Annotated in this window: 21 protein-coding genes and 1 other annotated feature; of the genes, 5 read left to right on the forward strand and 16 right to left on the reverse strand. The window is 56.3% G+C overall.

Going from position 1 to position 23632, the window contains the following annotated elements; translation table 11 throughout:
• Positions 1–12: 12 nt before the first annotated feature.
• From MQE22_RS09575 to MQE22_RS09620, 10 genes are read right to left on the reverse strand one after another with little or no spacing between them, the layout of a single operon-like run.
• Positions 13–2739: a putative bifunctional diguanylate cyclase/phosphodiesterase gene (locus MQE22_RS09575; RefSeq protein ID WP_215870836.1), complete on the reverse strand. Its 2727-nt coding sequence runs from the start codon at positions 2737–2739 to the stop codon at positions 13–15.
• Entirely contained in the window at positions 2723–3799 is a 1077-nt protein-coding gene (locus MQE22_RS09580; RefSeq protein WP_215870835.1) for a protein-glutamate methylesterase/protein-glutamine glutaminase, read from the reverse strand. Before MQE22_RS09580 ends, MQE22_RS09575 begins: the two co-directional genes overlap by 17 nt.
• Entirely contained in the window at positions 3796–4317 is a 522-nt protein-coding gene (locus MQE22_RS09585; RefSeq protein WP_215870834.1) for a chemotaxis protein CheD, read from the reverse strand. Before MQE22_RS09585 ends, MQE22_RS09580 begins: the two co-directional genes overlap by 4 nt.
• A complete protein-coding gene (locus tag MQE22_RS09590) occupies positions 4314–5132 on the reverse strand; it encodes a CheR family methyltransferase (protein WP_215870833.1) in 819 nt (272 codons plus the stop codon). The genes MQE22_RS09585 and MQE22_RS09590 overlap by 4 nt, the downstream gene beginning before the upstream one ends.
• Positions 5116–5652 (reverse strand): chemotaxis protein CheW, encoded by a 537-nt coding sequence (locus tag MQE22_RS09595; RefSeq protein ID WP_215870832.1) that lies wholly within the window; start codon positions 5650–5652, stop codon positions 5116–5118. The genes MQE22_RS09590 and MQE22_RS09595 overlap by 17 nt, the downstream gene beginning before the upstream one ends.
• 10 nt (positions 5653–5662) lie before the next feature.
• On the reverse strand, positions 5663–7303 hold the full coding sequence (locus MQE22_RS09600) for a HAMP domain-containing methyl-accepting chemotaxis protein (RefSeq protein WP_215870831.1): 1641 nt from the start codon (positions 7301–7303) through the stop codon (positions 5663–5665).
• An 8-nt stretch (positions 7304–7311) separates the two neighbouring features.
• Positions 7312–9516, reverse strand: a complete 2205-nt coding sequence (locus tag MQE22_RS09605) for a chemotaxis protein CheA (RefSeq protein WP_215870830.1) — start codon at positions 9514–9516, stop codon at positions 7312–7314.
• The gene (locus MQE22_RS09610) at positions 9513–9836 is read right to left on the reverse strand and encodes an STAS domain-containing protein (protein ID WP_215870829.1); all 324 of its coding nucleotides are present in this window, start codon (positions 9834–9836) and stop codon (positions 9513–9515) included. The genes MQE22_RS09605 and MQE22_RS09610 overlap by 4 nt, the downstream gene beginning before the upstream one ends.
• A gap of 2 nt (positions 9837–9838) precedes the next feature.
• Complete coding sequence (locus tag MQE22_RS09615; RefSeq protein WP_215870828.1) at positions 9839–10210, reverse strand: response regulator; 372 nt, start codon at positions 10208–10210, stop codon at positions 9839–9841.
• Between the two features lie 17 nt (positions 10211–10227).
• Entirely contained in the window at positions 10228–11160 is a 933-nt protein-coding gene (locus tag MQE22_RS09620; RefSeq protein WP_215870827.1) for a methyl-accepting chemotaxis protein, read from the reverse strand.
• 342 nt (positions 11161–11502) lie between these two features.
• On the opposite strand from MQE22_RS09620, the gene MQE22_RS09625 reads away from it, so the two are divergent.
• The 3 genes from MQE22_RS09625 (at position 11503) to MQE22_RS09635 (ending at position 15240) form a co-directional block, all read left to right on the forward strand.
• Positions 11503–12942 carry a cytochrome ubiquinol oxidase subunit I gene (locus MQE22_RS09625; protein ID WP_215870826.1) on the forward strand — a complete coding sequence of 480 codons (1440 nt, stop codon included), beginning with the start codon at positions 11503–11505 and terminating at the stop codon, positions 12940–12942.
• A 60-nt stretch (positions 12943–13002) separates the two neighbouring features.
• A complete protein-coding gene (locus MQE22_RS09630; RefSeq protein ID WP_215870825.1) occupies positions 13003–14091 on the forward strand; it encodes a cytochrome d ubiquinol oxidase subunit II in 1089 nt (362 codons plus the stop codon).
• 330 nt (positions 14092–14421) lie between these two features.
• Complete coding sequence (locus tag MQE22_RS09635; RefSeq protein ID WP_255789683.1) at positions 14422–15240, forward strand: hypothetical protein; 819 nt, start codon at positions 14422–14424, stop codon at positions 15238–15240.
• Between the two features lie 280 nt (positions 15241–15520).
• On the opposite strand, the gene MQE22_RS09640 is transcribed toward MQE22_RS09635, so the two are convergent.
• The 6 genes from MQE22_RS09640 to tnpA (MQE22_RS09665) form a co-directional block, all read right to left on the reverse strand.
• A protein-coding gene (locus MQE22_RS09640; RefSeq protein WP_215870823.1) for an IS3 family transposase occupies positions 15521–16632 on the reverse strand; the annotation gives its coding sequence in 2 pieces (ribosomal slippage) (positions 15521–16479 and positions 16479–16632; 1113 coding nt in all).
• Positions 16373–16489, reverse strand: a sequence feature (AL1L pseudoknot). (Overlaps the previous gene by 117 nt.)
• Before the next feature lie 21 nt (positions 16633–16653).
• A complete protein-coding gene (locus tag MQE22_RS09645; RefSeq protein WP_255789684.1) occupies positions 16654–16779 on the reverse strand; it encodes a hypothetical protein in 126 nt (41 codons plus the stop codon).
• 78 nt (positions 16780–16857) lie between these two features.
• Positions 16858–18687, reverse strand: a complete 1830-nt coding sequence (tnpC, locus tag MQE22_RS09650; protein WP_255789685.1) for an IS66 family transposase — start codon at positions 18685–18687, stop codon at positions 16858–16860.
• 48 nt (positions 18688–18735) lie between these two features.
• Positions 18736–19083, reverse strand: a complete 348-nt coding sequence (tnpB, locus tag MQE22_RS09655) for an IS66 family insertion sequence element accessory protein TnpB (RefSeq protein ID WP_215872297.1) — start codon at positions 19081–19083, stop codon at positions 18736–18738.
• A complete protein-coding gene (tnpA, locus tag MQE22_RS09660) occupies positions 19074–19412 on the reverse strand; it encodes an IS66 family insertion sequence element accessory protein TnpA (RefSeq protein WP_215873499.1) in 339 nt (112 codons plus the stop codon). The genes tnpB and tnpA (MQE22_RS09660) overlap by 10 nt, the downstream gene beginning before the upstream one ends.
• Before the next feature lie 77 nt (positions 19413–19489).
• A complete protein-coding gene (tnpA, locus tag MQE22_RS09665; RefSeq protein WP_215872964.1) occupies positions 19490–19789 on the reverse strand; it encodes an IS66 family insertion sequence element accessory protein TnpA in 300 nt (99 codons plus the stop codon).
• Between the two features lie 655 nt (positions 19790–20444).
• Between tnpA (MQE22_RS09665) and MQE22_RS09670 the strand changes: the two genes are divergently transcribed.
• Complete coding sequence (locus tag MQE22_RS09670) at positions 20445–20819, forward strand: hypothetical protein (protein ID WP_319643718.1); 375 nt, start codon at positions 20445–20447, stop codon at positions 20817–20819.
• A gap of 297 nt (positions 20820–21116) precedes the next feature.
• On the forward strand, positions 21117–23525 hold the full coding sequence (locus MQE22_RS09675; protein ID WP_255789686.1) for a TonB-dependent receptor: 2409 nt from the start codon (positions 21117–21119) through the stop codon (positions 23523–23525).
• Positions 23526–23632: the final 107 nt, after the last annotated feature.

Consider the following 23632-nt stretch of genomic DNA (forward strand, 5'->3'; position numbering starts at 1 on the left):
CTGGCGGGGCTTTTATACCCACTGTTGTTGCTGCTCCCAGAGAATGTCGAGATCCCGCAGAGCAACTGGGGGGGTGCCATGGAGCAGGGACGGCATCAACCACGGGTACCAGTCGAAAAAAGCAGCTTCAGGCAAGGGTGGTGCGAGGAGATAGCCCTGCAGATAGCGCCCACCCATGGCGTGCCATAGGCGCAGCTCTTCGGGGACGGCTATACCCTCGGCCACCAAGTGCATGCCGGCCAGACGGCTGAGCAACTGGGCGGCACCAGCGACACTGAACTTGGCAAGCTCATGGCGGAATTGGCGAATGAATCTCTGGTCCAGCTTGAGTTCGTCGAAGGGAAGCTGGGCCACAGAGAGTAGAGAAGAATATCCGGTCCCGAAATCGTCCATGGACAATCGATAACCCAACTCCCGACAGCGCTCCATGACCGGACGAATCGGCCCCCGTCCCACAATGCCGCTGGTCTCGGTCAGCTCCAGGATCAGTCCCTGACCATTGGGGCAGACTTCCTGAAGATCAGCGATGAATTCCGGAGCCAGAAAGTGGCGCGCACCGATATTCAGTGAGATGGACCAGTCATCGAGGCCTCTGCGCTCGACCTCCTGGCGAAGCCGACAAGCCTCGCGGAGAGCGTAGCGACCAAGGGCACGAATCAGACGGGGATTTTCTTCGACATAGGGCATGAATTTGCCAGGCCCCAGCCAGCCCCCTTCGGGTTTTCGCCAGCGGACCAGCATTTCACAACCGTTGATGCGCTGCTGCAGCAGATCACCCTTGGGTTGCAGGAAGAAGGCCAGCTCGCTGGCCTCGATAGCGCGCGCGAAGTAGCGATGTACGTGTAGCCGACGAGCAGCACGATTACGAACAAAACCTTCGTATTCGCGCCAAGCGTTGCGCCCGTCCAGTTTGGCTTGTGCCAGGGCCTCACTGGCCTGATGGAAGAGCTCGGCAACCTGTACCGTATTTTCCGCACTCTGGGCCCAGCCGAAAGACGCGGTCAGATGGCTGCCCAGAATCCGGTGTCCTGCCCTGGCGATGGCCGCGGCGATCTCACGGCTTGCAGCGGCGGGCGTCTGGGCGACGTCAAGCACTATGGCAAATTCATCGCCTCCAATGCGGCCAAGAAGAGCATCCGCAGGCAAGGCCTGCCGAATTTCTCTGGCAATTTCCGCAAGACAGCGATCGGTCTCGCCATCCCCGTGGATGGTGTTCAGCTCGTTGAAATAATCGAGATCGAGAATTGCCAGCCAAGGATTTGTCCTCTCGCCCAAGGCCTGCTCGGCAAGCCGCAGAAAGTGCTGGCGATTGGGCAGATTGGTCAGTGGATCGAAGTGCAGGAGACGGTACTGTTCTTCTGCTTCGCGCCGAGAGCGGGCGAAGCGCTCCAGATCATCGGCAATCTGATCCCAACGCTCTATCAGTTCCTTCCCAAAGAGCCGCCGTTGCAGACGTGGTATTTCCAGGGCGAAGACCCCCAAGGGAGGATGTGCGGGGCCCTGCAGCAGAGGCCAAACGATCACCTCGCGCAGGCCGCGCAGAGCGGGGTATTGGGCGCAGGCCTGGGCCCAGACACCGGAGACGTGCGGGCTGTGGCGATCCACCCGTTGCCGCCGCAGAAAGGCCAGCACCGGAAAGAGCTGCCCCCAGGGAGAGATAGTCTCGTCAAGGGGTAAGGGGAGTCTGCGCAGAGCCTCGCGCAACTCGTCATTTGCACCACAAATGGCCAGCACACGCAGGAACTTGTCCCCACCATCGGGGATAGCCACGTAGGCGGCGTGGGCGCGGGTGGTGTGTACGCTCAGCTCGACCATGCGCTGGAAGAGCTGGGGCAGAGAGGAGTCCTCCAGCATCTGCGCGCGTAGCTGCTCCTGAACCCAGCGAAAGCGGAGATTCATGTCGCGCCGATAAAGCCAGAAGAGGAGCAGTAGCGCTAACAGAATCTCAGCCACGACGATGACCGCCGTCCCCCAACGGAGACGTGCCAGGGTCTCCTGGATGTGAGGTGGCAGCTTGGGCGGCCAGGATACCTGCAGAGTCCAGGGAGTAGCGACCACTGGGATCTCGGCACTGCGCCAATTGGGCATTGCAGACGGCGGACCCCAGCTGCCTCGCTGCCAGGTACTGAGCGCTTCCGCGCCAGCATAGAGGGTAAATTGGACGGAGTCTTGCATGGGCGGACTGCGAAATAGAAGCTCGGCACTACAGGCGTCGCCGGTTTGCGGATTCTCGGCCTGAATAGGAATGCCCAGGAAGCCATCCGCGCGAATTTTGGGTCTGCCGAGGTGACAGGCGGTGCTGTAGGAAAGATGAGAGCCCTTCTTTGCCACACAACCCCGGAGTCGGAAATGCAGTGGGGCCTGGAAAGGCGCACAGGAGAGCTTGCCCAGGTAGGGGTGGACATGCTCATGCAGGCGTAGGACGTCAGGCTGCCGCAAGGCGCTAGAGCTGGCCAGGGGGATCAAGTCGCGGGCATGGATCTGCAGCATGACCCGCAGCAGATCGCTCACCCGTCCCAGATCGTTGAGAGCACGCTGCTCGGCCCGCGTGACGGTCTTTTCCCGGAGCGTCGCCTGCCATTGCCAACCGATGAGGATTGTAGCGCCGACAAGCAACACGGATAGCAAGGTCCAGGCACCATAGACCAGCAGGCTACGCCGCAGGAAGGGATCCTCATGCACTCTTGGACTGGATGCACCGGCTGCAGGAAAAAACTCAGTCTCAACTTCGGGCGCCATACCCTGCTCCAATCAGTTGTTGCAACCGCTGCGGGATTTGTTCGAGGGATAAGATTTCGTCCACTCCACCGAGCCGAATGGCCTCCTTGGGCATGCCAAAGACCACACAGCTATTCTCATCCTGAGCGAGGGTATGCCCCCCCGCCTGGTGCATGGTGGCAAGGCCCTGGGCGCCGTCGTCTCCCATACCGGTCATGATCACGCCCCAGGCGTTGCGCCCGGCCACCTCGGCCACCGAGCGGAACAGCACATCTACCGAGGGCCGATGGTGCTTCACCAGCGGCCCGTCGAAGACCTGAACGATAAATTGCGCACCTGAACGCGCCAAACGCATATGTTTGCCACCTGGAGCAATCAGTGCCCTGCCGCTCAGTACTCGATCACCGTCCTGGGCCTCGCGTACCTCGAGGGCGCTGATCGAGTTCAGCCGCGCAGCAAAGGCAGCGGTGAATTTTTCCGGCATATGCTGGACGATCACCAGGCCCGGCAGCGTGGCAGGAAGTCGCCGCAAGACAAACTCCAGCGCCTGAGTGCCGCCGGTACTGGTGCCAATGGCAATGACCTTTTCCGTGCTGCGCTGGGCGAGTAATTGCAGACCAGAACTTGCCGCGGTTTTGACTGGAGTCGCTGCTGCGCTGGCTTGCGGCAGGGCTCGCACCCGCGCCCGCGCCGCGATCTTGACCGCCTGAATGATCGCCGGCGCATCCTTCTGCAAAAACTCCCGCACACCGCACTGCGGCTTGGTGATGATCTGTACCGCGCCGGCGGCCAGGGCATCGATGGCAAATTGGCTACCCGACTCCGCCAGACTCGAACAGATGAGTACCGGCAGGGGATACTCGGCCATAATCTTGCGCAGAAAGCTGATGCCGTCCATGCGCGGCATCTCGATATCGACGATCAGGACATCGGGCCAGTGCCCCTGAATGCGCTGCCAGGCAAAAAGGGGATCTCGCGCCGTTCCCTGCACCTGTATGCCGGGATCCTGGTCAAGGGCCGCTTGCAGTATCTGCCGGACCACCGCCGAATCGTCGACAATAAAAACGCGGATAGGATTCATTGGGGTTTCCGCCAGATCTGGGCATCATTACCGACAAAACGCAACAGCACCTCCCCCGAATGGAGATAAAAAGAGAGATTGCGATGACCCGCGCCGCCCACGTGCACGCCCTGCAGGTCGAAACCGGCATCGCGTACCAGCGTGCTGGCGGCGCGAATGTTGCGACAGGGGACATCGGTGCATTGCTCGTTACTGGCCACCGGATCCTTGTTCAAAGGACGGCCAAACATATTACCGCCGCCGAAAATTTTGCAGTGAAACTCCCTGGCCCGCCTTCCCTGCTGCTGCAACGCGCGCAGCAGGGACGCGATAGCCTCTTCCCCATAGCGGCCATCCAGGCGACCATCGGAGGCACCAAAACGGCGCGGCAACAGAAAGTGACACATGCCGCCCGTGTGTGTCTGCGGATGCCACAAGGTCACGGCGATACAGGAGCCTAACAAAGTACGAAGCACCAAGTCGGGCCCGCCAAAGTGCCAATCCCCCGGCTGCAGAAAAATTTCCCGCTGTGCATTCATCGCTTGCGATAAACGGCGGCCTGCACCATCTCCAGCCCACCGATCATGCCTTGCAGGCTTTCCGAATGCCCCACCAGAAAATAGCCCCCCGGTCGCAGTTTTTGTAACAGCTTTTGACAAATCGCTACCTTTGTCTCGGTATCAAAGTAAATAAGAACGTTCCGCAACCAAATCATATCGAAATCGTCCCCGCTCCCCAGCGCGGTAATTAGATTGATTTGCTGAAATTGCACGCGCTGCCGCAGAGCTGCATCTATTTGTAAAGTTCCCTCCCGTGCACCAATGCCCTTGAGGCAGAAACGTTGCAGATAGGAACGCGGGACTTTCTCGGCTCGCGCGAGGGGATATTGGCCAGCGCGGGCGCTCTGTAAAACGCTTTGGCTGATATCTGAACCGAGAACTTCCCAAGGTCGCGGGCCACGTCTTTCCGCCAGCACCATCGCGATACTATAGGGCTCTTCCCCCGAGGAGCAGGCAGCACTCCAGATACGTACCTTTTGTTGTGCGTGGAACTCCGGAATTGCGATCTCACTCAAAAAGGCAAAATGTTTCGGTTCCCGGAAAAAATAGGTTTCGTTGGTGGTGAGTAGATCGACGGCCAGCTGGCGCTCTGCAGCATCACTGGAGAGATGCTGCAAGTAGGCAGAAAAGCTGGGCAGATTGAGTGCCCGCAGCCGTTTTCCCAGACGCCCCGCGAGCATGGCCTGCTTTCCTGGCCCTAAGGTAATACCCGCCTGGGAAAACAGAAACTGCTGCAATTTTTGATACTCCTGGAGGGTGGGAACAACACCCGCAGAATCAGACGGTTTGCTCATCCGGTTCGATTTCCGTGCCACGCAGAGCTACCAATTGCGCCATTTCCTCCAGGGAAAGCACCTTTTTCATTTCCAGCAGCACAATGAATCGACCATCGATTTTTCCCATTCCGCGCAGAAAATCGGTGCGCAGTCCCGTGCCGAATTGGGGAGGCACCTCGATTTGCTGCGCAGAGAACTCGATGACTTCATTGACCGCATCGACAACGATGCCAATACGTTGGCGTTGCCCGTCGTCCGAAAAATCCAGAATGATGATGCAGCTGCGCTTGTAAATAGTGGTTGGCTTGCGGCCAAAGCGACGAGCCATATCGATGACAGGCACCACCTGCCCACGCAGATTGATGACGCCCAGCACAAAATTCGGCATCATCGGGACCGGTGTCGGCGCCACATAGGCAATGATTTCGCGCACCACCGTAATGTCCAGACCGAAGGCTTCTTCTTGCAGCTGCACAATCAAAAACTGTCCGGCGCTGCTCGTCGCTGGCTCGCCGGTAGTAGCAGGGACCTGTGCCATTGTGCCCTCCTCAGAAGCGTACGAATTCTTCGGACGCTGCCATGCTTGGCGTGCCCTTGGGCAGGTGCGCGACGCCGTGCTCGCTCGCCGGTGCTTTGGCCGACTTGCGCCCCTGACGCTGCGCCTCATTATCCAGGCGGAAACGGGCCATGAGCTCTTGCAGCTGTCCTGCCTGCCCGCTCATCTCTTCGGCAGTCGCCGCCAACTCCTCGGAGGCCGAGGCATTTTGCTGCGTTACCTGATTCAACTGCCCCACGGCCACATTGATCTGGTCGATGCCGGCGGCCTGCTCGTTGGACGCCGCGTTGATTTCCTGTACCAGGTCCGAGGTTTTAGCAATCGCGGGCACCAGTGCTTCCAGGGCCTGGCCGGCATTTTCGGCGACCTTGAGGCTGCCGCTGGCCAGAGAGCCGATCTCCTGTGCCGCGATCTGACTGCGTTCCGCCAGTTTGCGCACCTCAGCGGCGACCACGGCAAAGCCCTTGCCGTGTTCTCCGGCCCGCGCCGCTTCGATGGCGGCATTCAGCGCCAGCATATTGGTCTGATACGCGATATCGTCGACGATACCTATCCGCTCGGCAATGTCCTTCATCGCCTGTAGGGTCTGACTGACCGCCTCACCACCTCTTTGCGCCTCTTTTGCCGCGCTGGTGGCGATATCATCGGTGACCCGCGCATTTTCCGCATTCTGCTTGATGGAAGCAGCCGCCTGCTCCAGGGTAGCGGAGGTTTCTTCGACACTGGCCGCCTGTTCCGAGGCCGCCTGGGACAGGGATTGGGAAGTGGCGCTGACCTCTTCCGAGGCGCTGGACAGGTTGTCGGCGGCCGCACGGACATCGCCAATGATCTGGGTCAGATTTTTTACCATGGCCTGCATGGCGCTCATCAGACGTCCGGTTTCGTCCTTGCCCCGCGGCTGGACCTGCACGCTGAGATCCCCCTCGGCGACCCGCTCAGATACCCGTACCGCTTCCAGGAGCGGACGGGTGATGGAGCGCGACAATCCCCACGCGATCAGAATGCTGGCAATGATGGCAAGCACGACGATGAGCACGGTTACCGTACTGACCATCTCTGCGTCCGCTGCGCCCTGTTTCCGCTTGGCCACCAAGGTGCTCGCTGCATGGCTGCGTAGCTGATGATTGACGGCGTACAGATGCCGCTCTGCGGGAGTGACCTGGCTATTGAAGAAATCATTGGCTGCATTGATCGCCTGGGTTTCCGTCTTGGGATCCTGGTCGGCAGCGAGGAGCAATTGTAAATACCGCTGCTCGGCACGATAGAAGGTATCGTAGGTCGCCTGAGATTCGCGCAGATCCGTGCGCGCTTCCGGGCTGATCAGGGTTTTCTCAAGATACGGGTAAAATGGTCGAATCTGCTTGTCGATCTGGGCGATTTGGGCGGATGCCTGGGCCGCTTGCGCGGGCAAACCATACGCCAGATTAAAGTCGGCCTTCATCCGCCCGACATGCAGCATGATGGAGTTGATTTTATCGACATTCGTGGCAACGGTTCCGGTAACCGTTTCCAGATCACCTTTGAGCCGCTGCGCGCCCCACCAGCCGGTACCGCCAACTGCTATCAGAAAGATGATCAAGAGTGCAAAGGCGAGGCTGAGCCGCACACCGATACGCAGATTTGCAAACATCATTGGATCTCCTATGAAGAACTCGTCGGCTGGGCCGTGCGGCTAGGCCGGGTGTGGTGTTGGAGTAGGTGGGCAATATCAAGGATCGGGGCGAGCTCACCATTGCCCAGAATGGTGGCCGCCGAGATGCCGGGTAAGGATTCGAAAAGGCGTCCCAGGGGTTTGATGACCGTTTGCTGATTGCCCAGAATGGCGCCGACCAGCACCCCGATACGTTCGGAGCCCTGCCCCACGACAATGACATTGCGTCGGCTCCCGGCGTCCTGCTCTACCTGGAACATCGCCGCAAGATCGAGCAAGGGCAGGGGCTGACCGCGCAATTGCAGATATCCCGCCGCTTCGACTTGCGGGTACTCGAGACACTCCTCGACGGCGTCAGAAGGAATCACGAAGAGGCCCTTGCCAATCCGCACCACAAAGCCGTCGATGATGGAAAGGGTGAGCGGCAGGCGGATGCGAATGGTGGTACCCTGGCCGGGCTGGCTCTCGATGTCGATGCTTCCGCGGATGGACTCGATGTTCTGCTTGACTACGTCCATACCCACGCCCCGTCCGGAGATATCACTGATTTTCTCGGCAGTGGAAAACCCCGGAGCGAAGATCAGGGCAAATACCTCGGCATCACTCAGTTTCTGATCTTCCTGCACCAGGCCCTTCTCGATCGCCTTGCGCAGGATCTTGTCGCGTTGCAGACCGGCGCCGTCGTCCTGGACCTCGATAAGGATGCCACTGGCATCGTGGCGCGCCTGGAGCAGGATGCGTCCCTGCGGATCCTTGCCAGTAGCCTGCCGCGTTGCTGCAGGCTCGATGCCATGATCCATGGCATTGCGCACCAGATGCATGAGGGGATCGACAATTTTTTCCGCCATGCTTTTGTCGAGTTCCGTCTGCTCTCCACGAATCTCCAGGCGAATGTCCTTACCCAACTGCTTGGCGGTATCGCGCACCACGCGCGGAAAGCGCTGGTAGATTTCGTTCACCTCGATCATGCGCAAATGCAGGGCACGATCGCGGATCTCCTCGACCAGACGTGCGACCTGCACCGCCGCCTCCACCCTGAGTTCACGCTCTTCTTCCTGGGCACGCAGGCGATTGCCTGCGCTGGCAATGACCAGTTCGCCCACCAGATCGACCAGTTGATCGAGCTCCTCGGCATGGATGCGCAGCATCTGCCGCTGGGCCCGTTGTTGCTGTTGCTTGGCGAGGGCGCCCTGGACCAGCGGCTCCTGGACCATCTGAGAGGCAACCAGAATCTCCCCCAAGGGATGATGTTGACCACTGCGATCTTCTTCCTCCCGTTGCTGCCCGAGGGCTTGCTGCAGCTCCTCGGGAGTGAGGGAACCGACAGCAACCAGGATCTCCCCCAGTTTGTGATCGGCTTCGGGGAGGGACTCGATCATCCGCAGATATTCCGGGAGACGATCATGACTGGGCAAGATGTGGAGCGTGCAACTGTCTTTGACAAAATCGAAGACGGCAGCAAGTTCCGCTTTGCTGGCAGTACTGGCAAAGGCGATCTCGAAACCCAGATAGCAACTTTCAGGATCCAGCTCGGCAAACTTGGGCAATTGATCGGTCAGGGTGACCAGACCCAGAATCTCTCCCATCTGTCGTAGGTACTGCAGAAAGGACAGCGGGTCCATGCCGTCACGAAAGGTGTCCACGCCAAAGCGCAAAGAAATATGCCAGCTGGCAGGTTGAGAGGCCTGCGGCTGATCTGCTGGGGCAGGAGTATCTGCCGGTTGCACCACAGGTGACGCCGGGCGATTACTTACCGGTGCTGGCAGGCGACTTCCTTCTGGCTGGGGTTGCTGCACCGCCTCCAGGGCTTCGAGAAGACGCACGTCCTCGGCGAGAAAGTCGGGCTGAAAGGGCTCTGCCCCCTGTAGCATCGCAAGATACGCCCCGAGGTGATCGGCGCAGGCGAGCAACAAGGGAACCATCTGTTCGGCAGCGAAGGCCTGCTGCCCGGCACGGATGCGGTCGAGCAGGTTTTCCAGCCGATGGGTAAAACGTACCAAAGGATCCAGACCAAAGAGTCCGGCTGAGCCCTTGATGGTATGCGCGGCCCGAAACAGGGCATTGAGTTGCTCGGCCTCCAGACCATGGGTTTCGACGCCGAGCAGGATCTGCTCCATCTCCTGCAGCAGATCGCGGCTTTCCTCGAAAAAGGTTTCCATGGCGCCCTGGAGCGCGGGATCGATATCTATCATCATGCTTGCTCACGCTGCAATAGAATCGGATCACCGAAAAAGGACGACAGGCGACAGAGTTCCATGGCTTCGACGACCGCAGGAGGGTGGTTACTCAGGGACAATTGGCAACCCTGTTCGCTGGCACCCCGCTTCAGGGCCAGGAGCAATTGCAGACCAGCGCCGTCGATTTCCTCCACCTGGTGCAGATCGATATCGAGGGTGTGCGCGGACGCCAAAGCGGAAAGCAAACGTTCACGCAACTGCGCAACGGCATAGATATCCAGATTACCCTGCAACCCAAGCTGCAGCTGTTCGCCGTGACGTTCTTCGCGGATTTCCATGCTCAGGGCAATACCAGCTTGGCAACGGCCGCCAGCAACTGCTGTGGCTGAAAGGGCTTGACGACCCAGGCCTTGGCACCTGCGGCGCGGCCTTCCTGTTTCATCTCGTCGCCACTTTCCGTGGTCAGCATGATGACCGGTGTGAACTTGTAGTTGGGTAGTTGTTTGATATTTTTCAGAAACGTGATCCCATCCATGTTGGGCATGTTGACGTCGCTGATGATCAGATGAACGCGAGGGGCGGCCTGCAGCTGGGCGAGACCCTGCACACCATCACCAGCCTCCAGCACCTCGTACCCCGCCCCCTCCAGGGCAATACGTACCACCTGCCGCAAGGAGGCCGAGTCATCCACTATCAAAATCGTTTTTGCCATTGCGCTATCCCTTGGATTCAAAAAAAGGTGATGTCGTCGCCACCGCCAGCGGTCGCGACACCTTCATTGCGGTGGGCGGCCCGCTCTTCGGCCGTGCTGTAGCGATTCTCCATGGACTGCAGCCAGTCTTGGACGCTCTGCAGGCTTTCCCTGGGGTGCAGATGTCGCGGCAATTCAGCCAGACCTTCTTCGACGTGCTGCAGAATCTGATTGACGCGATCCTGAAATTGCAGAGTGACCAGAAGCTGATCCATATCCCCGGCGATTTGCGTTCCCTCCAGTTGTAGTCTGGCCTGAGAGGTGCAGAGCTCTTCGGTCATCTGCTCGACACGATCCAGGGCGTTGCGCGTCGATTCCCGCGCATTTTTCAGGAAAGTTCTTTCTTCTTCGATGGATTTACCTGCCGCCGCAACGACCTGGCGGATGACCTTGACGATTTCCTTGACATTCTCGGCCATCGCCACACTGCTTTCCTTGGAACGAGAGGAAAGCTTGCGCACCTCGTCGGCCACCACCGCGAAGCCGCGCCCCTGTTCGCCGGCACGGGCAGCTTCGATGGCCGCGTTAAGGGCCAGGAGCGTGGTTTGCGCAGCAATCTCTCCCACCTCTCGCGCCATTTGTTCCAGGACATTGACCTGCTGCATAAGGGCGGAAATGGTCGCCTGATTGGCTTCATGCTGCTGCACCGAAGCTTCGATATGGCGCAGGATCATTTGCAATTCGGTTTCCGTTTCGCGAAAACGCTGCCTCGCTTCCGCGGCGCCTTCTTCGCCGGATGTACCCTGGGAAGAAAGCACCGCTTCACTCAAGCGACGGTGCAGGCTGGTGAAGCGACCGACAATATCGGTGATGGCTTGCTCCAACTGTTCACGGCTGAGGGCGAGCTGCCGGGTCAGGATGCTGGTGACTGTCTCCAGCACTTCACCGCTGTTTTCTGTTGCCTCGTGCATAACAATCCTGCTGATCAAGTCTATCTATGGCTCAGTAACGGCACAGAACGCGAGAACTTGAATGGCCACTCTGCCAATACCATCCGCGAAAATAAATCGTAGAGTTTCATGAAATTGATCGGCGGCAGCCGCGGTGCAAATACACCAGAAAGGTTGATATAAACCAGTGCGTGCGGTTGATTTGGACCAGAAGGGAGGAGACCTTCTGATGAAATATCATATAACTATATATTTTTATTAGAACATAGTTTACCGCTTTTGTCAGGTACAGAGAGTGCTTCTACAGCCGCAAGCCAATCAGGCTTGCCGCGATTCACATCGCTTACAAGATAAGGAGTTTTTATGATTATCGAGAATACACTCCCGATAATGCTCAGCCGCCTGGACTTTGCCTTCATCACGTCCATGCATATTCTCTGGACGCCGGTCACCATCGGCATGTCCTGGCTGCTCTTCTTTCTGGAAGTGGCCTGGCTGCGCACGGGGAACGAAAAGTGGTACCGCTTGCAACGCTTCTTCGAAAAGCTTTTTATCGTCAACTTTGGCGCCGGCGTGGCAACCGGGGTCACCATGGAGATGGCTTTCGGCATTCTCTACGGGCCCTTTTCCCAGGCCGTTGGTCCCTTCTTTGGCAATATCCTCGGTTTTGAAACCATTACCGCCTTCATGTACGAGGCCGGCTTCATTGGTCTAATGATCTTTGGTTGGGGCAAGATCGGCAAGGGCATGCACCTGTTTTCCACCTTCAATGTGGCCCTGTCTTCCAGCCTCTCGGCCATGTGGATCCTGGTGGCCAATGGCTGGATGCAGTCGCCCCGGGGGATCGTGCTGAAAGATGGTCTCTTCCAGGTGACCAACTGGTGGCATGCGATCTTCAATCCCAACTTCGATATCGGCTTTCCGCATATGTGGATCGCCACCGTGGAGCTCGCGCTCTTTTTCTTTGCTGCGGTGTCGGCGTGGTTCATTCTCAAGAATCGCCACGCGGATCTCTTCACTACGCTGCTCAAGCCAACGCTCCTCGCGCTGCTGGTGATAACTCCCTTGCAGATCTTCATTGGCGATGAGCTGGGGCGCGAAGTGGCGGTCGATCAACCCACTTCGCTGGCGGCGATGGAAGGGCATTATCACACCTATCTGCCAGATGGAAGGGTGAACTCCGGCTGGCATATCATTGCCATTCCCAATGCACAAAACGATGGCAATATCTTTGCCATTACCATCCCGCATGTCTTGAGTCTGCTGGAAACCCACACCTTGAATGGCAAAGTCGCGGGAATGGATCAGTTCGCGCCCAATGACCGTCCGGATGTCTGGGTGCCCTTCTATGCCTTCCGACTCATGGTGACCATCGGCTTCTTCCTGTTTCTGATGGCTCTGTGGGGCAACTGGCTGCGCATCCGCGGGGAACTGACGGCAGAGAAGCTCCGCCGCCATCCCCGCTTCCTGCGCTTGCTGGTCTTCAGCGGGTTTCTGCCCTACCTGGCAGTATGGACGGGCTGGTGGACGCGGGAAATCGGCCGCCAACCCTGGGTGGTCTATGGCCTGATGCGGACCTGGCAGGGGGTGAGCCACATGGGGGTCTCCGCCGAAGCTCTATGGTTCATTGGCTATATTGTCTTTGAATTCATGGTCTGGGGCGGGGCGTGGTACTTCTTTAGCCGCATCATCTTGAAGGGACCGGACTTGCACAGCCCGGTGGTGGGTGCCGCGCCTTCGGAATCCTCCGGCGGTGGCATGGCCCAGGCGAGTTTTGCCAAGCCTACCCTGAACAAGCTCTGAATCCGTCTATCGGAGGCAAGGCCCTGCGCCTTGCCTCCCTGATGCAAAAGGACAACGATCATGGATCATCTAAGCGATATTCTGCGAATCCACAGTGCGCTCAGCACCTTTTGGTGGATTCTGCTGGGACTGTTTTTCATCATTTATATTGTGCTGGACGGCGCCGATCTCGGTGCTGGGTTTTTTTCCCTCCTGCTAAAGGACGAAAATGACCGCGCGGCGGTCATGTCTTCCATGGCCGGCACCTGGGATGCCAACGAAACCTGGCTGGTGGTGGCCGGTGGGGTCATCTTTGGCGCCTTCCCTCTCGTCTACGGCTCTACCTTCAACTATCTGATGATTCCGCTGATGTTTACGCTGTGGGGCATCATCTCGCGTGCGGTGGCATTTGAGTTTCATGTCCATGCCAAGGGCTCGAGGAAATTCTGGGGCACCATGTTCGGTCTCGGTAGCCTGGTAGCCGCGTTCTTTGCTGGCATTGCCCTGGGCGCTACCCTGCTGGGTTTTCGGATGACTACCGAAAATGCCCAAGGCATCCAGGTGGCCAATGACCCCTTCGTCAACACGGTACCGCACTTTGCTGGGACTGCCCTGAGTTTCCTGAGCCCCTTCAGCATCTGGACGGGCATTGGCGCGGTCATTGCCGGTGGCCTGGCAGGCACCTTGTTCCTCTGTGCCCGGTTCAAGCAGGACGATCCGATCTATAAAAAGGCCCATCACTGGGCGACGATCTTCTCGTTCCTGGCCCCAGCGGCGGTCGTCATCACCCTGATCTGGTCCTATGCCATCATGCCGGATGCCGCCAAGTGGACGGGCAGCGGCTGGTTTGGCTGGCTGATCCTGCTGTTGGCCATTCTGGTCTCGGCCTACAAGATGATGTCGGCGCATGCCGCCCATCGGGATTTTCCGGCCCTGCTCTGGTGCGGCGCCATCGTGGTCTTGATGTGGGGCGGGATGTGGGCAACCAACTTCCCATATATCATCCCTAATACTTGGACCATCACCGCAGGTGGCAACCCAGCCAACGACCTGGCCATCCTGACCCTGTTCATGACCGGCTTCGTGCCCATCATGATCATGTACAACGCCTATCAGATCTGGGTCTTCCGCCACCGAATCACCCACCTGGCGGGTTACGAGAGTCACTGATCTGCAACACAACCCCTGGGCATTCTAGACAATGCCCAGGGAAATTCCCTCTTCTTCACCATCCCACGGCAGCAGCTCGCGCTGGGAATAAGCCTAAAAAACGCTCAACCCACCGGCATAACGGTAATTGAGTACAGCTCCCCGGTTGTTTCCATTTGACGACAGCCAGACAACAGGGATTCGTCCATATCAGGCAGTCGATTTCTACAAATTGCATATCGGGTTGACAATGCGCTGTAGCCGATCAGAAACAGATCTTGGCACCGCAGCCCCAGAAATACAGGCCATCCTAGCTGGCACGCTTTGTGTATTTCCCTCTGCTACGACAGGATGCGCAATCAGCGCTATACGCGCAAAGAGGATAGAGCCATTTTTGGAGAGATTGTACAAATGACCCTGCACCGGAATCGACGCACAAATGCTCTGCTCCTAAGTACAGCGGCGCTGAGTTTGTGCGGCTCACTTTTCAGTACCCCGCTTCGGGCACAGGAGTTCCCCCCTATACAAAAGCCGGGTACGACATCATCAAGCGGGCCTTCAGTCGTGCTCCCGGAAAAGCTGCGGAGCGGAATTGCCAATTTCCTGACGACCCCTTTCCATTTTCGGATCCGCGTCACCAGCGCGCTTCTGCCTGCAGAAATCACCGGTTGGGGCGCCGTCGATCCAATCAATAAAGAAAGTGAAGCTACCGCAAAAACCGAATTTTTTGCGGGAATTTCGGCGACGGCAAGCAGCCTGACCATCGGACAGCAGGCGTGGTATCGGACCTCTCCTCCCGGCGGTGCCTACCGGAAGGGCGTTATTCCGGTGCAAATTCCGCAGTCCATTCCCTGGCAAAAAATCCAGCCCTATCTAACAGATGTCGTCGAGCTGCCAGGCGAATCCATACACGGCATTCCAACGACGCCCTTCCAATTCACCGTCAATGGAAAGGGGTTGATTGAACTCAATAAAGCCGGCGCCTCGTTGCCGATCGGTTCCGTACGCGCGGCCAGCGGCACGATCTATCTGTCCATCACCGCACCCTATTATCCACAGCAGGTCGTCTTACAGGAAACCGTCATGCAGAGCGGCTATCAGTATACCTTGACGGAGATCATCAACTACGAAAACTGGGGAGAGGAACTCCATCTCTCGCCGCCTGCCTAGGAATGCGCAGCGATGAAAGTCAGGATCATGCTATACCCGTATGGACACAAAAAACCCAGCGCGCGGCCGGGCTCTGTGTAACTCACTAATTTTATTGGCGCGCGATACAGGATTCGAACCTGTGACCTTTGGCGGTGGTCATCTTGGCATCGCTAAAGACCTAGGCCCATTCTCCGAAGAAAGGGTTGGTGGCAAAATCGAGGAAGTATGCTCGTAGAGCTCGCTGATCAGGTGGAAGGGCTAGGCACGACCGGTTTTAGAGAAGTGAATCCCCCCGGGATCAGTGGAGGGCATCTTCTGTTTCTTTTACTGCCTCTGGCGGTTGTTCGCTCACGTGAGCATAGTAGTTTTCCTCCGCTTCTGCTGGAGAGATGTATCCCAAGGGTCCGTAGAGCCGATGGGTGTTATACCAGTGTACCCATTCCAACGTTGCCCATTCCACAGAGGAGCGTGTTTTCCAAGGTCCACGGTGGTGAATGACTTCCGATTTATAGAGCCCGTTGACCGTCTCCGCTAACGCGTTGTCGTAGGAGTCTCCTTTGCTGCCCACGGAGGTCGCTATGCCAGCTTCACCCAACCGCTCTGAATATCGAATGCTGAGATACTGGGAGCCGCGATCAGAGTAGTGAATCAATCCCTGTCCAGGATGGCGCGCATGAAGGGCCTGTTCCAAGGCATCCAGGACAAAGTCTGCATGCATCGTAGTGCTGGTCTGCCAACCGACAATTTTCCGGGCAAAGGTATCGATGATGAAAGCCACATAGATCCACCCCTCCCAAGTCGACACATAGGTGAAATCTGCCACCCAGAGCTGATTGGGCCTATCCGCGCGGAAGTCACGATGGACAAGATCCTGAGAGCACGGATTCCGCTGGTCTGGAACGCTGGTCCGTTGCCGTTTGCCGCGCCGGACCCCTTGCCACCCTTGTGTACGCATCAGCCGCTCGACGGTGCAGCGGGCCACTTGAACCCCCTGTCTGCGCAGCTGGTACCATATCTTGATGGCTCCATAGACCTGCCTGCTTTCCTCCCAGGCAGACTGAATGAGCGGTAGAAGCTCTTCCTCTCTTTTGGCTCTCCGGCTCCGCAGTTCTGGATGTCGTAGACAAGCAAGGGCATGACGGTATCCCGATGGGGCCACCTGCAAAACGCGGCAGATGGGCTCGACCCCATAGTCTCTCCGGTATTGGTCTATGAAAGTCCTTACCGTTTGCATCGGCGGTCGAGCTCCGCCTGGGCAAAAAACGCGCTGGCTAGTTTGGGAGTACACCCAAACTTCGGAGCAATCGATTGCAACGCCGCCGCAAGCGAGGGGTATTCCCCTCGATGCTCATCCACCAATCGAACTGCGCGAGACCGAATCTCTTCCGAAAACTTCTGACCTGATTTCATCGTATCCATGGCTCCATTCTGTCACGTTACAGAGCCTCCATAGAAATCGGGGGGATTCAGTACCTTGGCCGCCAGACCGTCAAAGCCCAGACGCATGTCCACGGGATGGGCTGCAAGCCAGATGCGACTGCCTGGACTCAGCCACATGGCCCTTCCAGAACCTGTACCAACGCTTGCAGCCAGGCGTAAGCGTGCAGCCAACCCATCTAGTCGGCTGGAATCTGTTCAGGCTACGGTAGGGCTCGTCCAATTCCAGGGGAGAAGTTCTTGAAGTTTTTTGGCGGGCCAGGTGGGGAGTTTGTCGAGGACGTCGCTGAGATAGGCGAAGGGCTCGACGCCATTGAGTTTGCAGGTCTCGATGAGGGTGTAGAAGGCCGCTGCCCGTTCGCCACCGGCGTCGTTGCCGGCAAAGAGATAATTCTTGCGGCCGATGGCCACGCCCCGCAGGGCTCTTTCCACGGCGTTGTTGTCGATGCTGAGATGGCCAGTATCGAGGTACAGAGTCAGGGGCGACCAGCGCTTCAGTGCATAGTTGATGGCCTTGGCAATGGCACTCTTCGGGGCCACCTGCATCTGTACTTCGGTCAACCAAGTGAGGTAGTTCTTGCGGCCGATGGCCACGCCCCGCAGGGCTCTTTCCACGGCGTTGTTGTCGATGCTGAGATGGCCAGTATCGAGGTACAGAGTCAGGGCCGGCCAGCGCTTCAGTGCATAGTTGATGGCCTTGGCAATGGCACTCTTCGGGGCCACCTGCATCTGCACTTCGGTCAACCAAGTATGGAAGGACTCCAGCAAGGGGCCGGCGCGTTGTCGTCGGATCTGGGCTTTTCGCTCCGGGGGGTCATCTTGGATCTCGGCTTCGATCTCGTAGAGCTTGCGGATGCGAAGTAATGCATTCTGCGCGACGGGACTGGGGGCGCTCTGGTCGAGATCGTAGAAGTTCCGGCGGACATGGGCCCAGCAGCCCGCTTCGATGATCCCTCCCTTGCGATAGAGAGCATCGTAGCCGCTGTAGTCATCGGTCTGCAGGATACCCTGCCAGTCGCCGAGGAAGCGCTGCGGATGGATCCCCTTGCGATCCGGGGCATAGTCGAAGACGACGATAGGGTGGGAGGCATCGGCCTGACTGCGATAGACCCAGAGATAGGCTTTTTGCGTCTTGCCGCTGCCCGGATGCAGAACCGGCAAGGGTGTCTCGTCGGCGTGCAGGATCTTTCCGGCCAGCAGTGCCTCCTTGCAGGCTCCGGCCAGGAGGCTGAGCCAGTATTCTCCCTGACCCAGCCAGCTGCTGAGGGTGGAGCGGGACAGGGGCACGCCAGCTCGCTGGTACTGGGCTTCCTGGCGGTAGAGGGGAAGATGATCGAGATACTTGGCCGTCAAGACCTGCGCGACCATGCGCGCGGTGGGCAAGCCTTTGTCGATCACCTGCGCCGGTAGTGGGGGACTCTCCAGGGTGCCACAGGAGCGGCAGGTGAGCTTGGGGCGCACATGACGGATCACCTGGAAGTGGCCGGGGACATAGTCGATCTTTTCGCTGACTTCTTCGCCGATGGACTCCAGAAGAGCGCCACACTGGCCACAGGTGCAACGGCTGGGGGCGTGTTGTACCTCTACCCGAGGCAGGGTATCGGGGAGTTTCATCCGACCGGGATGGCGTCGGGGCTTGGCCTTGGGAGTGGACTCTGGGCTGGTAGCCGCGGCACTGTCAGCGAGTACGGCATCGAGTTCCGTTTCCACGGCGGCGATTTCGGTTTCGAGGGCCTCTTCCCAAAGACGGAGCTGATCGGCAGAGAGTTTTTCCGAACGCCGACCGAAGCGCCAACGCTGTAGTTTGGCAATGGTCAGTTCCAGGCGGGCGATGGTCTCGTCGCGTACGGAGATATGCTGCTCTTTTAGCGCAATGACTTGGTGTTGTTCTGCGATCTGCTGATGGTATTGGGCCATCTGCCAAGCAGATTCCCGATCTTTTTCTTCGCGCTCCTGCAGGAGCTGCAAAACCATTTTGCGCAGGGCGTCAGGATGGCGGGGAAGATCGGCGGGAGTCTTTGATTTCATGAAGAAATGCTATCAGAAACCGCCAGAAAAGGCAAGCATTTCCGCCAGTTATAGGGCAGTTGGCGTACAGATTCTGAGGGCGGGCAATGGGGTCCAGGGACGGCCCTCGACCAGCAGTGCCCATTGGGCTGCCGAGAGCTCGATCGCCCCATGCTCCATCCGGGGCCAATGCAGCCGCCCCTGGTCCAGGCGACGATACAGGAGCCAGAATCCCAGACCGTCCCAGAGCAAGAGCTTCAGCCGATCCCCGCGCCGGTTGCGAAAGACAAAGGCATGGCCGCAGAAGGGATTGGCGGATAGCACTCCCTGTACCTTGGCCGCCAGACCGTCAAAACCCAGACGCATGTCCACGGGATGGGCTGCCAGCCAGATGCGACTGCCTGGACTCAGCCACATGGCCCTTCCAGAACCTGTACCAAGGCCTGCAGCCAAGCGCTATCCAGCGGCGCCGAGAATTTCAGGCGGCGCCCGGACAGTAACTGGACTTCTACTACAGGCATCGAGGAAGACATTTCTGCCAGACGGACCGGCAAAAATTCTTCACCGGATGCGGAAAGCTCTCGCGGCGTACTGTGCTGGGTCAGGCGCTTGCGCCAATAATACCAGTTGGCTACGGCAATCCCCTGCTGCGCACAGTAGTCCTTGACCGAAAGACCACTCGCTGCAAAAGCGTCCAATTGCTGCCGCCAAAATTCCACCTTCTCCGCCCGCTCTTTCTTTGTCATCACTATTTCCTCCAGTGAAAATCCGGGGATAGCGTCAGCAAAAATTTACACAGTGAAAAGATGGGTTGGCTGCACGCTTACAGCCAGGCGCTATCCAGTGGTGCCGAGAATTTCAGGCGGCGCCCGGACAGTAACTGGACTTCTACAGGCATCGAGGAAGACATTTCTGCCAGACGGACCGGCAAAAATTCTTCAGCGCCCGAAATCATTACCCGCGGCCCTGAACTCTTCCCCAAGCGCTTGCGCCAATAATACCAATTGGCCACCGAAATCCCCTGCCGCGCGCAGTAGTCCTTGACCGAAAGGCCGCTCGCCAAAAATCCTTCCAATTGCTGCCGCCAAAATTCCACCTTCTCCGTCCGCTCTTTCTTTGTCATCACTACCCCCTCCAGTGAAAATCCGGGGATAGCGTCAGCAAAAATATACACAGTGAAAAGATGGGTTGGCTGCATGCTTACGATAGGTCGAACCAGTGTCTGAAAAACCTGATATTGTCAAAGGCCGGAGTACAGGCCGAAGAATTGATTAGGAGCAGACCTGCGGATTACCCATCAGGGCCAGGGCAAAATAGCCATCAACAGGCCGGATACATGTTTGCAGTCGAAGCAAATCTACATCTACGACATTTTGCAAAGCCGGGAACGTTCATACATGACTATATCTCCAGTAGGTCTGGGGATGACCAGCAGGATTTCATTTGGTGCGTCTATCGACTGCACCAGTTTTCAGGAAGGAAGTCCAGCCTAGTGCAAGGCACTATGCGGGTGCATATCATTGCACCATGAATATGCATTAGAGCTTCGGAAACAGCGGGTTAGATCATCGTCACTGAGAGGTGCCAGAACATCCTAACCTACTGTTATTATGAGGACTTATTCAATGTCGCGCGCGTATTCTCGTTCTCCATCAAAAAGTTGGCATAAACATTGCTGATGTTGTAACAGGTATGATTTTGGCTTTCTTTGCGTCATTACGGGTGGCTCTGGCTCCTTTGTGTTTCTGATCGCATCCCCTGCTTTGTGAGGGTCGACTATGTCTTTCGATTATCTGATTCATCTCGCCAATTATTCTGACGGTGTTCTGTACCTCTTGATACTCCTGCTGCTGATGGTGCTGACGGTGATATTTGATCGCGGTTGGTATTTGCGGAGTGCCGCCCGAAAAGGCCGGGAGATTCTCTGGAGGGTATCAGAACACGGCAAGATGAATCGAAACGATCTCCAAGAACTACTGGAGAGTTCACGCAGGCTGCCGGAAGAGGGTTTGCTCAGTGCAGCGCTTCGCCATTATGGGCTGGTACACCACTATGGCAGCGCTCGTGGAGAGGGATTTTCCAACCGGCTCGATGAAGCCATTTTTCTCGTTACCCCGAATTTGGTGCCTATGGCTCGGGAGCACGCTCCCTAGTCAAGAAGAACCTGCGGATCCCGGCCATAGTTAAGCGCTTGCACCTGCACGGGACCGTGACAGTGGCATTTCAGGTGGCACCTTCTCTGGTGGATCCGCGTTTGACGTCCACGTGGTCGGAGGAACGGATAACCCGCTCATCCGCAGAGCCGCCTTGCGCGCGATTCGCAATACCACTTTCCCGGCCTACACGACACACATGCCGCATAAGCCTTTGCGTTTTACGGTTCCCGTAGAGATTAGTAGCTAGAGTTCATTCTTGGTTTAACGCAATCGAAGAAAGAGAGGACGCAAAACATGAGATCTGGATTCCCCGTACTGAGCAGCCGTTCCTGCCGTATCGCAGTCTGCACAGCGATCGTCGTGATGGGGGGGTATGCCCTACCGGTCCTGGCAGGGACACCCAGCAGTAGCGACAAGAAGGTGGTAGAACTCAAGAAGATCGAGAAAAAATATCAAAAGCTCAAGATCGGGGAAAAGAACATCGCCTCGGCCATGTCCATTATTGGGAAGAAAGAAATCGACCACGCGAGCTCTGCTGCATCAATCTACAGCATTCTAAAACTCACCCCTTCGGTGAACGAATACCAACAGAATATCGGGCCAAGTTTCCCAGTTTTTACTGTTCGTGGCGTGCGCATGAGCCAGCTTGCCCAGACGCTAGATGGTATCCCAATGACGGATCTTTTATATGGAGGTCAAGGAGCTCTTCTGACAAACAATGTTGGGAGCATTATAAGCACTGGCCAGATTGAAGGCATTCATGTCTATCCGGGTGTAGCTCCTCCTGACCGTGGGGGCTTTGCAACGGTGGGAGGGACAATAGCATACACAACGACAACACCACCAGAAAAGAGCTACGCAGATATATTTACGAAGATCGGTTCGTTTTCCACTGACACTTATGGATTTGACGCGAGTTCTGGTAGTATTCCGGGAACCAACGGCCTGCGAATATATACCCGATTGAGCCGTACCCAGACCGATGGATATATCCAGCATACACCAGCACGCTACACCGATTTTCTTTTCTCTGCCATCAAGCCATACGACGATGGTCTCTCTCAAGTTACTGGAACTCTCATTTATAATACAGCAAGAGCAAATCTGGCAAGTTCTCCAATGGCTGTATCACAGCTAGAAAAGTATGGGATTTTTTATAATTATCCACTTTCTGAAAGCAGTACGCTTCAGAGAGGCAGATATTTGACCGCTATTCTAGGAGACAGAACCTACATTAACAACCGGGTTCTTGTATCAGCAAAAGCTTTTTATATTCATAAATATAGCTACCAGGCAGGATATTTACAACCCAGCTATATTTCACCGTCATATCCATATCAAGTAAGTCTAAGTGACGCATCTGTCTCATACGGGCCATTACCGCCAACTGTGGCATCCCCTGGTGTAGTACCACATACTTACGACCCAGCTGCAACCTTTGGCAGTTATGATGCTGGTGAGGCTGCGAAAACCCAATATTCTGGAAGTACCACACTAGGAATTGTCCCAAAGGTGAACGTATTTTTACCGCACAACGATATTACCGTAGGTGGTCTGGTAGCTCAGGAAACCTCTGGACCAGGTGGGGGCAATTATTTTTATGGTAGTCTTAATATGCCAGAACTATATGGGTATAACTCTCTTTACGATCCTTCTGGAAAAGCTCAACGAACGGTTTACAGCGGGTATCTCTCTGACAAAATTTATTTGCTTGACAATAGTCTTCACATAGAGCCTGGGGTAACGATTACCGGTGTCAGCACGAGCAATTATGTACCTGCCAATCTTTATGGATCGCCTCCTTACCCATATACTTTAGGTAACTATGACAAGGAGGTGCTTCCGTACTTTGGTTTGTCTTATGATATCACAAAAATAATTGTTGCTTATGCCAGCTATGGAAAAGGAGCGCGTTTTGCACCTGTAGGAGATTATTTGCTTGGACCTAAGGGTAGTACTACCCTCGCACCGGGGCCAGAAACCGTGAATGCGTATGAGGCTGGCGTACGTTACGTAGGAAACAAGTTATATTTAAACCTGGATGGTTTTTGGCAAAATATGCACGGAATGTTTTCATTTTATGATAATCTTATAACCGGGCTTACTGAATATGCTAACATAGGCGAAGAACAAATGAAAGGTTTAGAATTATCTGGGAAATATGAGGTGAATCCAGAATGGAGTGTGTCTGGTAATATTTCTTACACCAGCGCCAACTACATGAATAATTTTGCTGCTGCTGTAACTCCGTCAAGTGAGCAATATGGTTACGTGTTCGCAGGAGACCCATTGGCTTTTGTCCCGAATTGGATTGCAGGATTAGATGTTAGCTATCATAAACATAATTTCTACGCTAAATTAGGAGAAAGTTACACAGGCCCACAGATTACCACTGAGGTTCTTCCGTCGGACTTAACAAATCCTTTGTTGGCAAATGCAACAGTTCCAAATCCTGGCGTGAGGATGGCGCCATATTTTCTTACCAATTTAGAATTAAGCTATAGGGTTCCCATGCACAACGCTCATATATCTTCAGTAACTGTAAGTTTGAATATCGAAAACTTGCTTGATAATACGTATTACACGCATTATTATCAGTTTTATAAGCAATATAATTTTTTTGGTGTTGGACAACCATACTATGAAGCATATCCGGGTTTGCCTCGATTTATAGAATTGGGTTTATCTGCTAGATTTTCATAATAATTTTGCAATCTAAACTGGCTTCTGGCAATCGTCTTTACGCGTGGCAAGGGAATTATCATCGTACTGATAAAGTCCGTGGTATAAATGCCTATGTGGGTACGAAG

It is taken from the genome of Acidithiobacillus sp. YTS05 (assembly GCF_024396695.1).
Taxonomy (GTDB): Bacteria; Pseudomonadota; Gammaproteobacteria; order Acidithiobacillales; family Acidithiobacillaceae; genus Igneacidithiobacillus; species Igneacidithiobacillus copahuensis.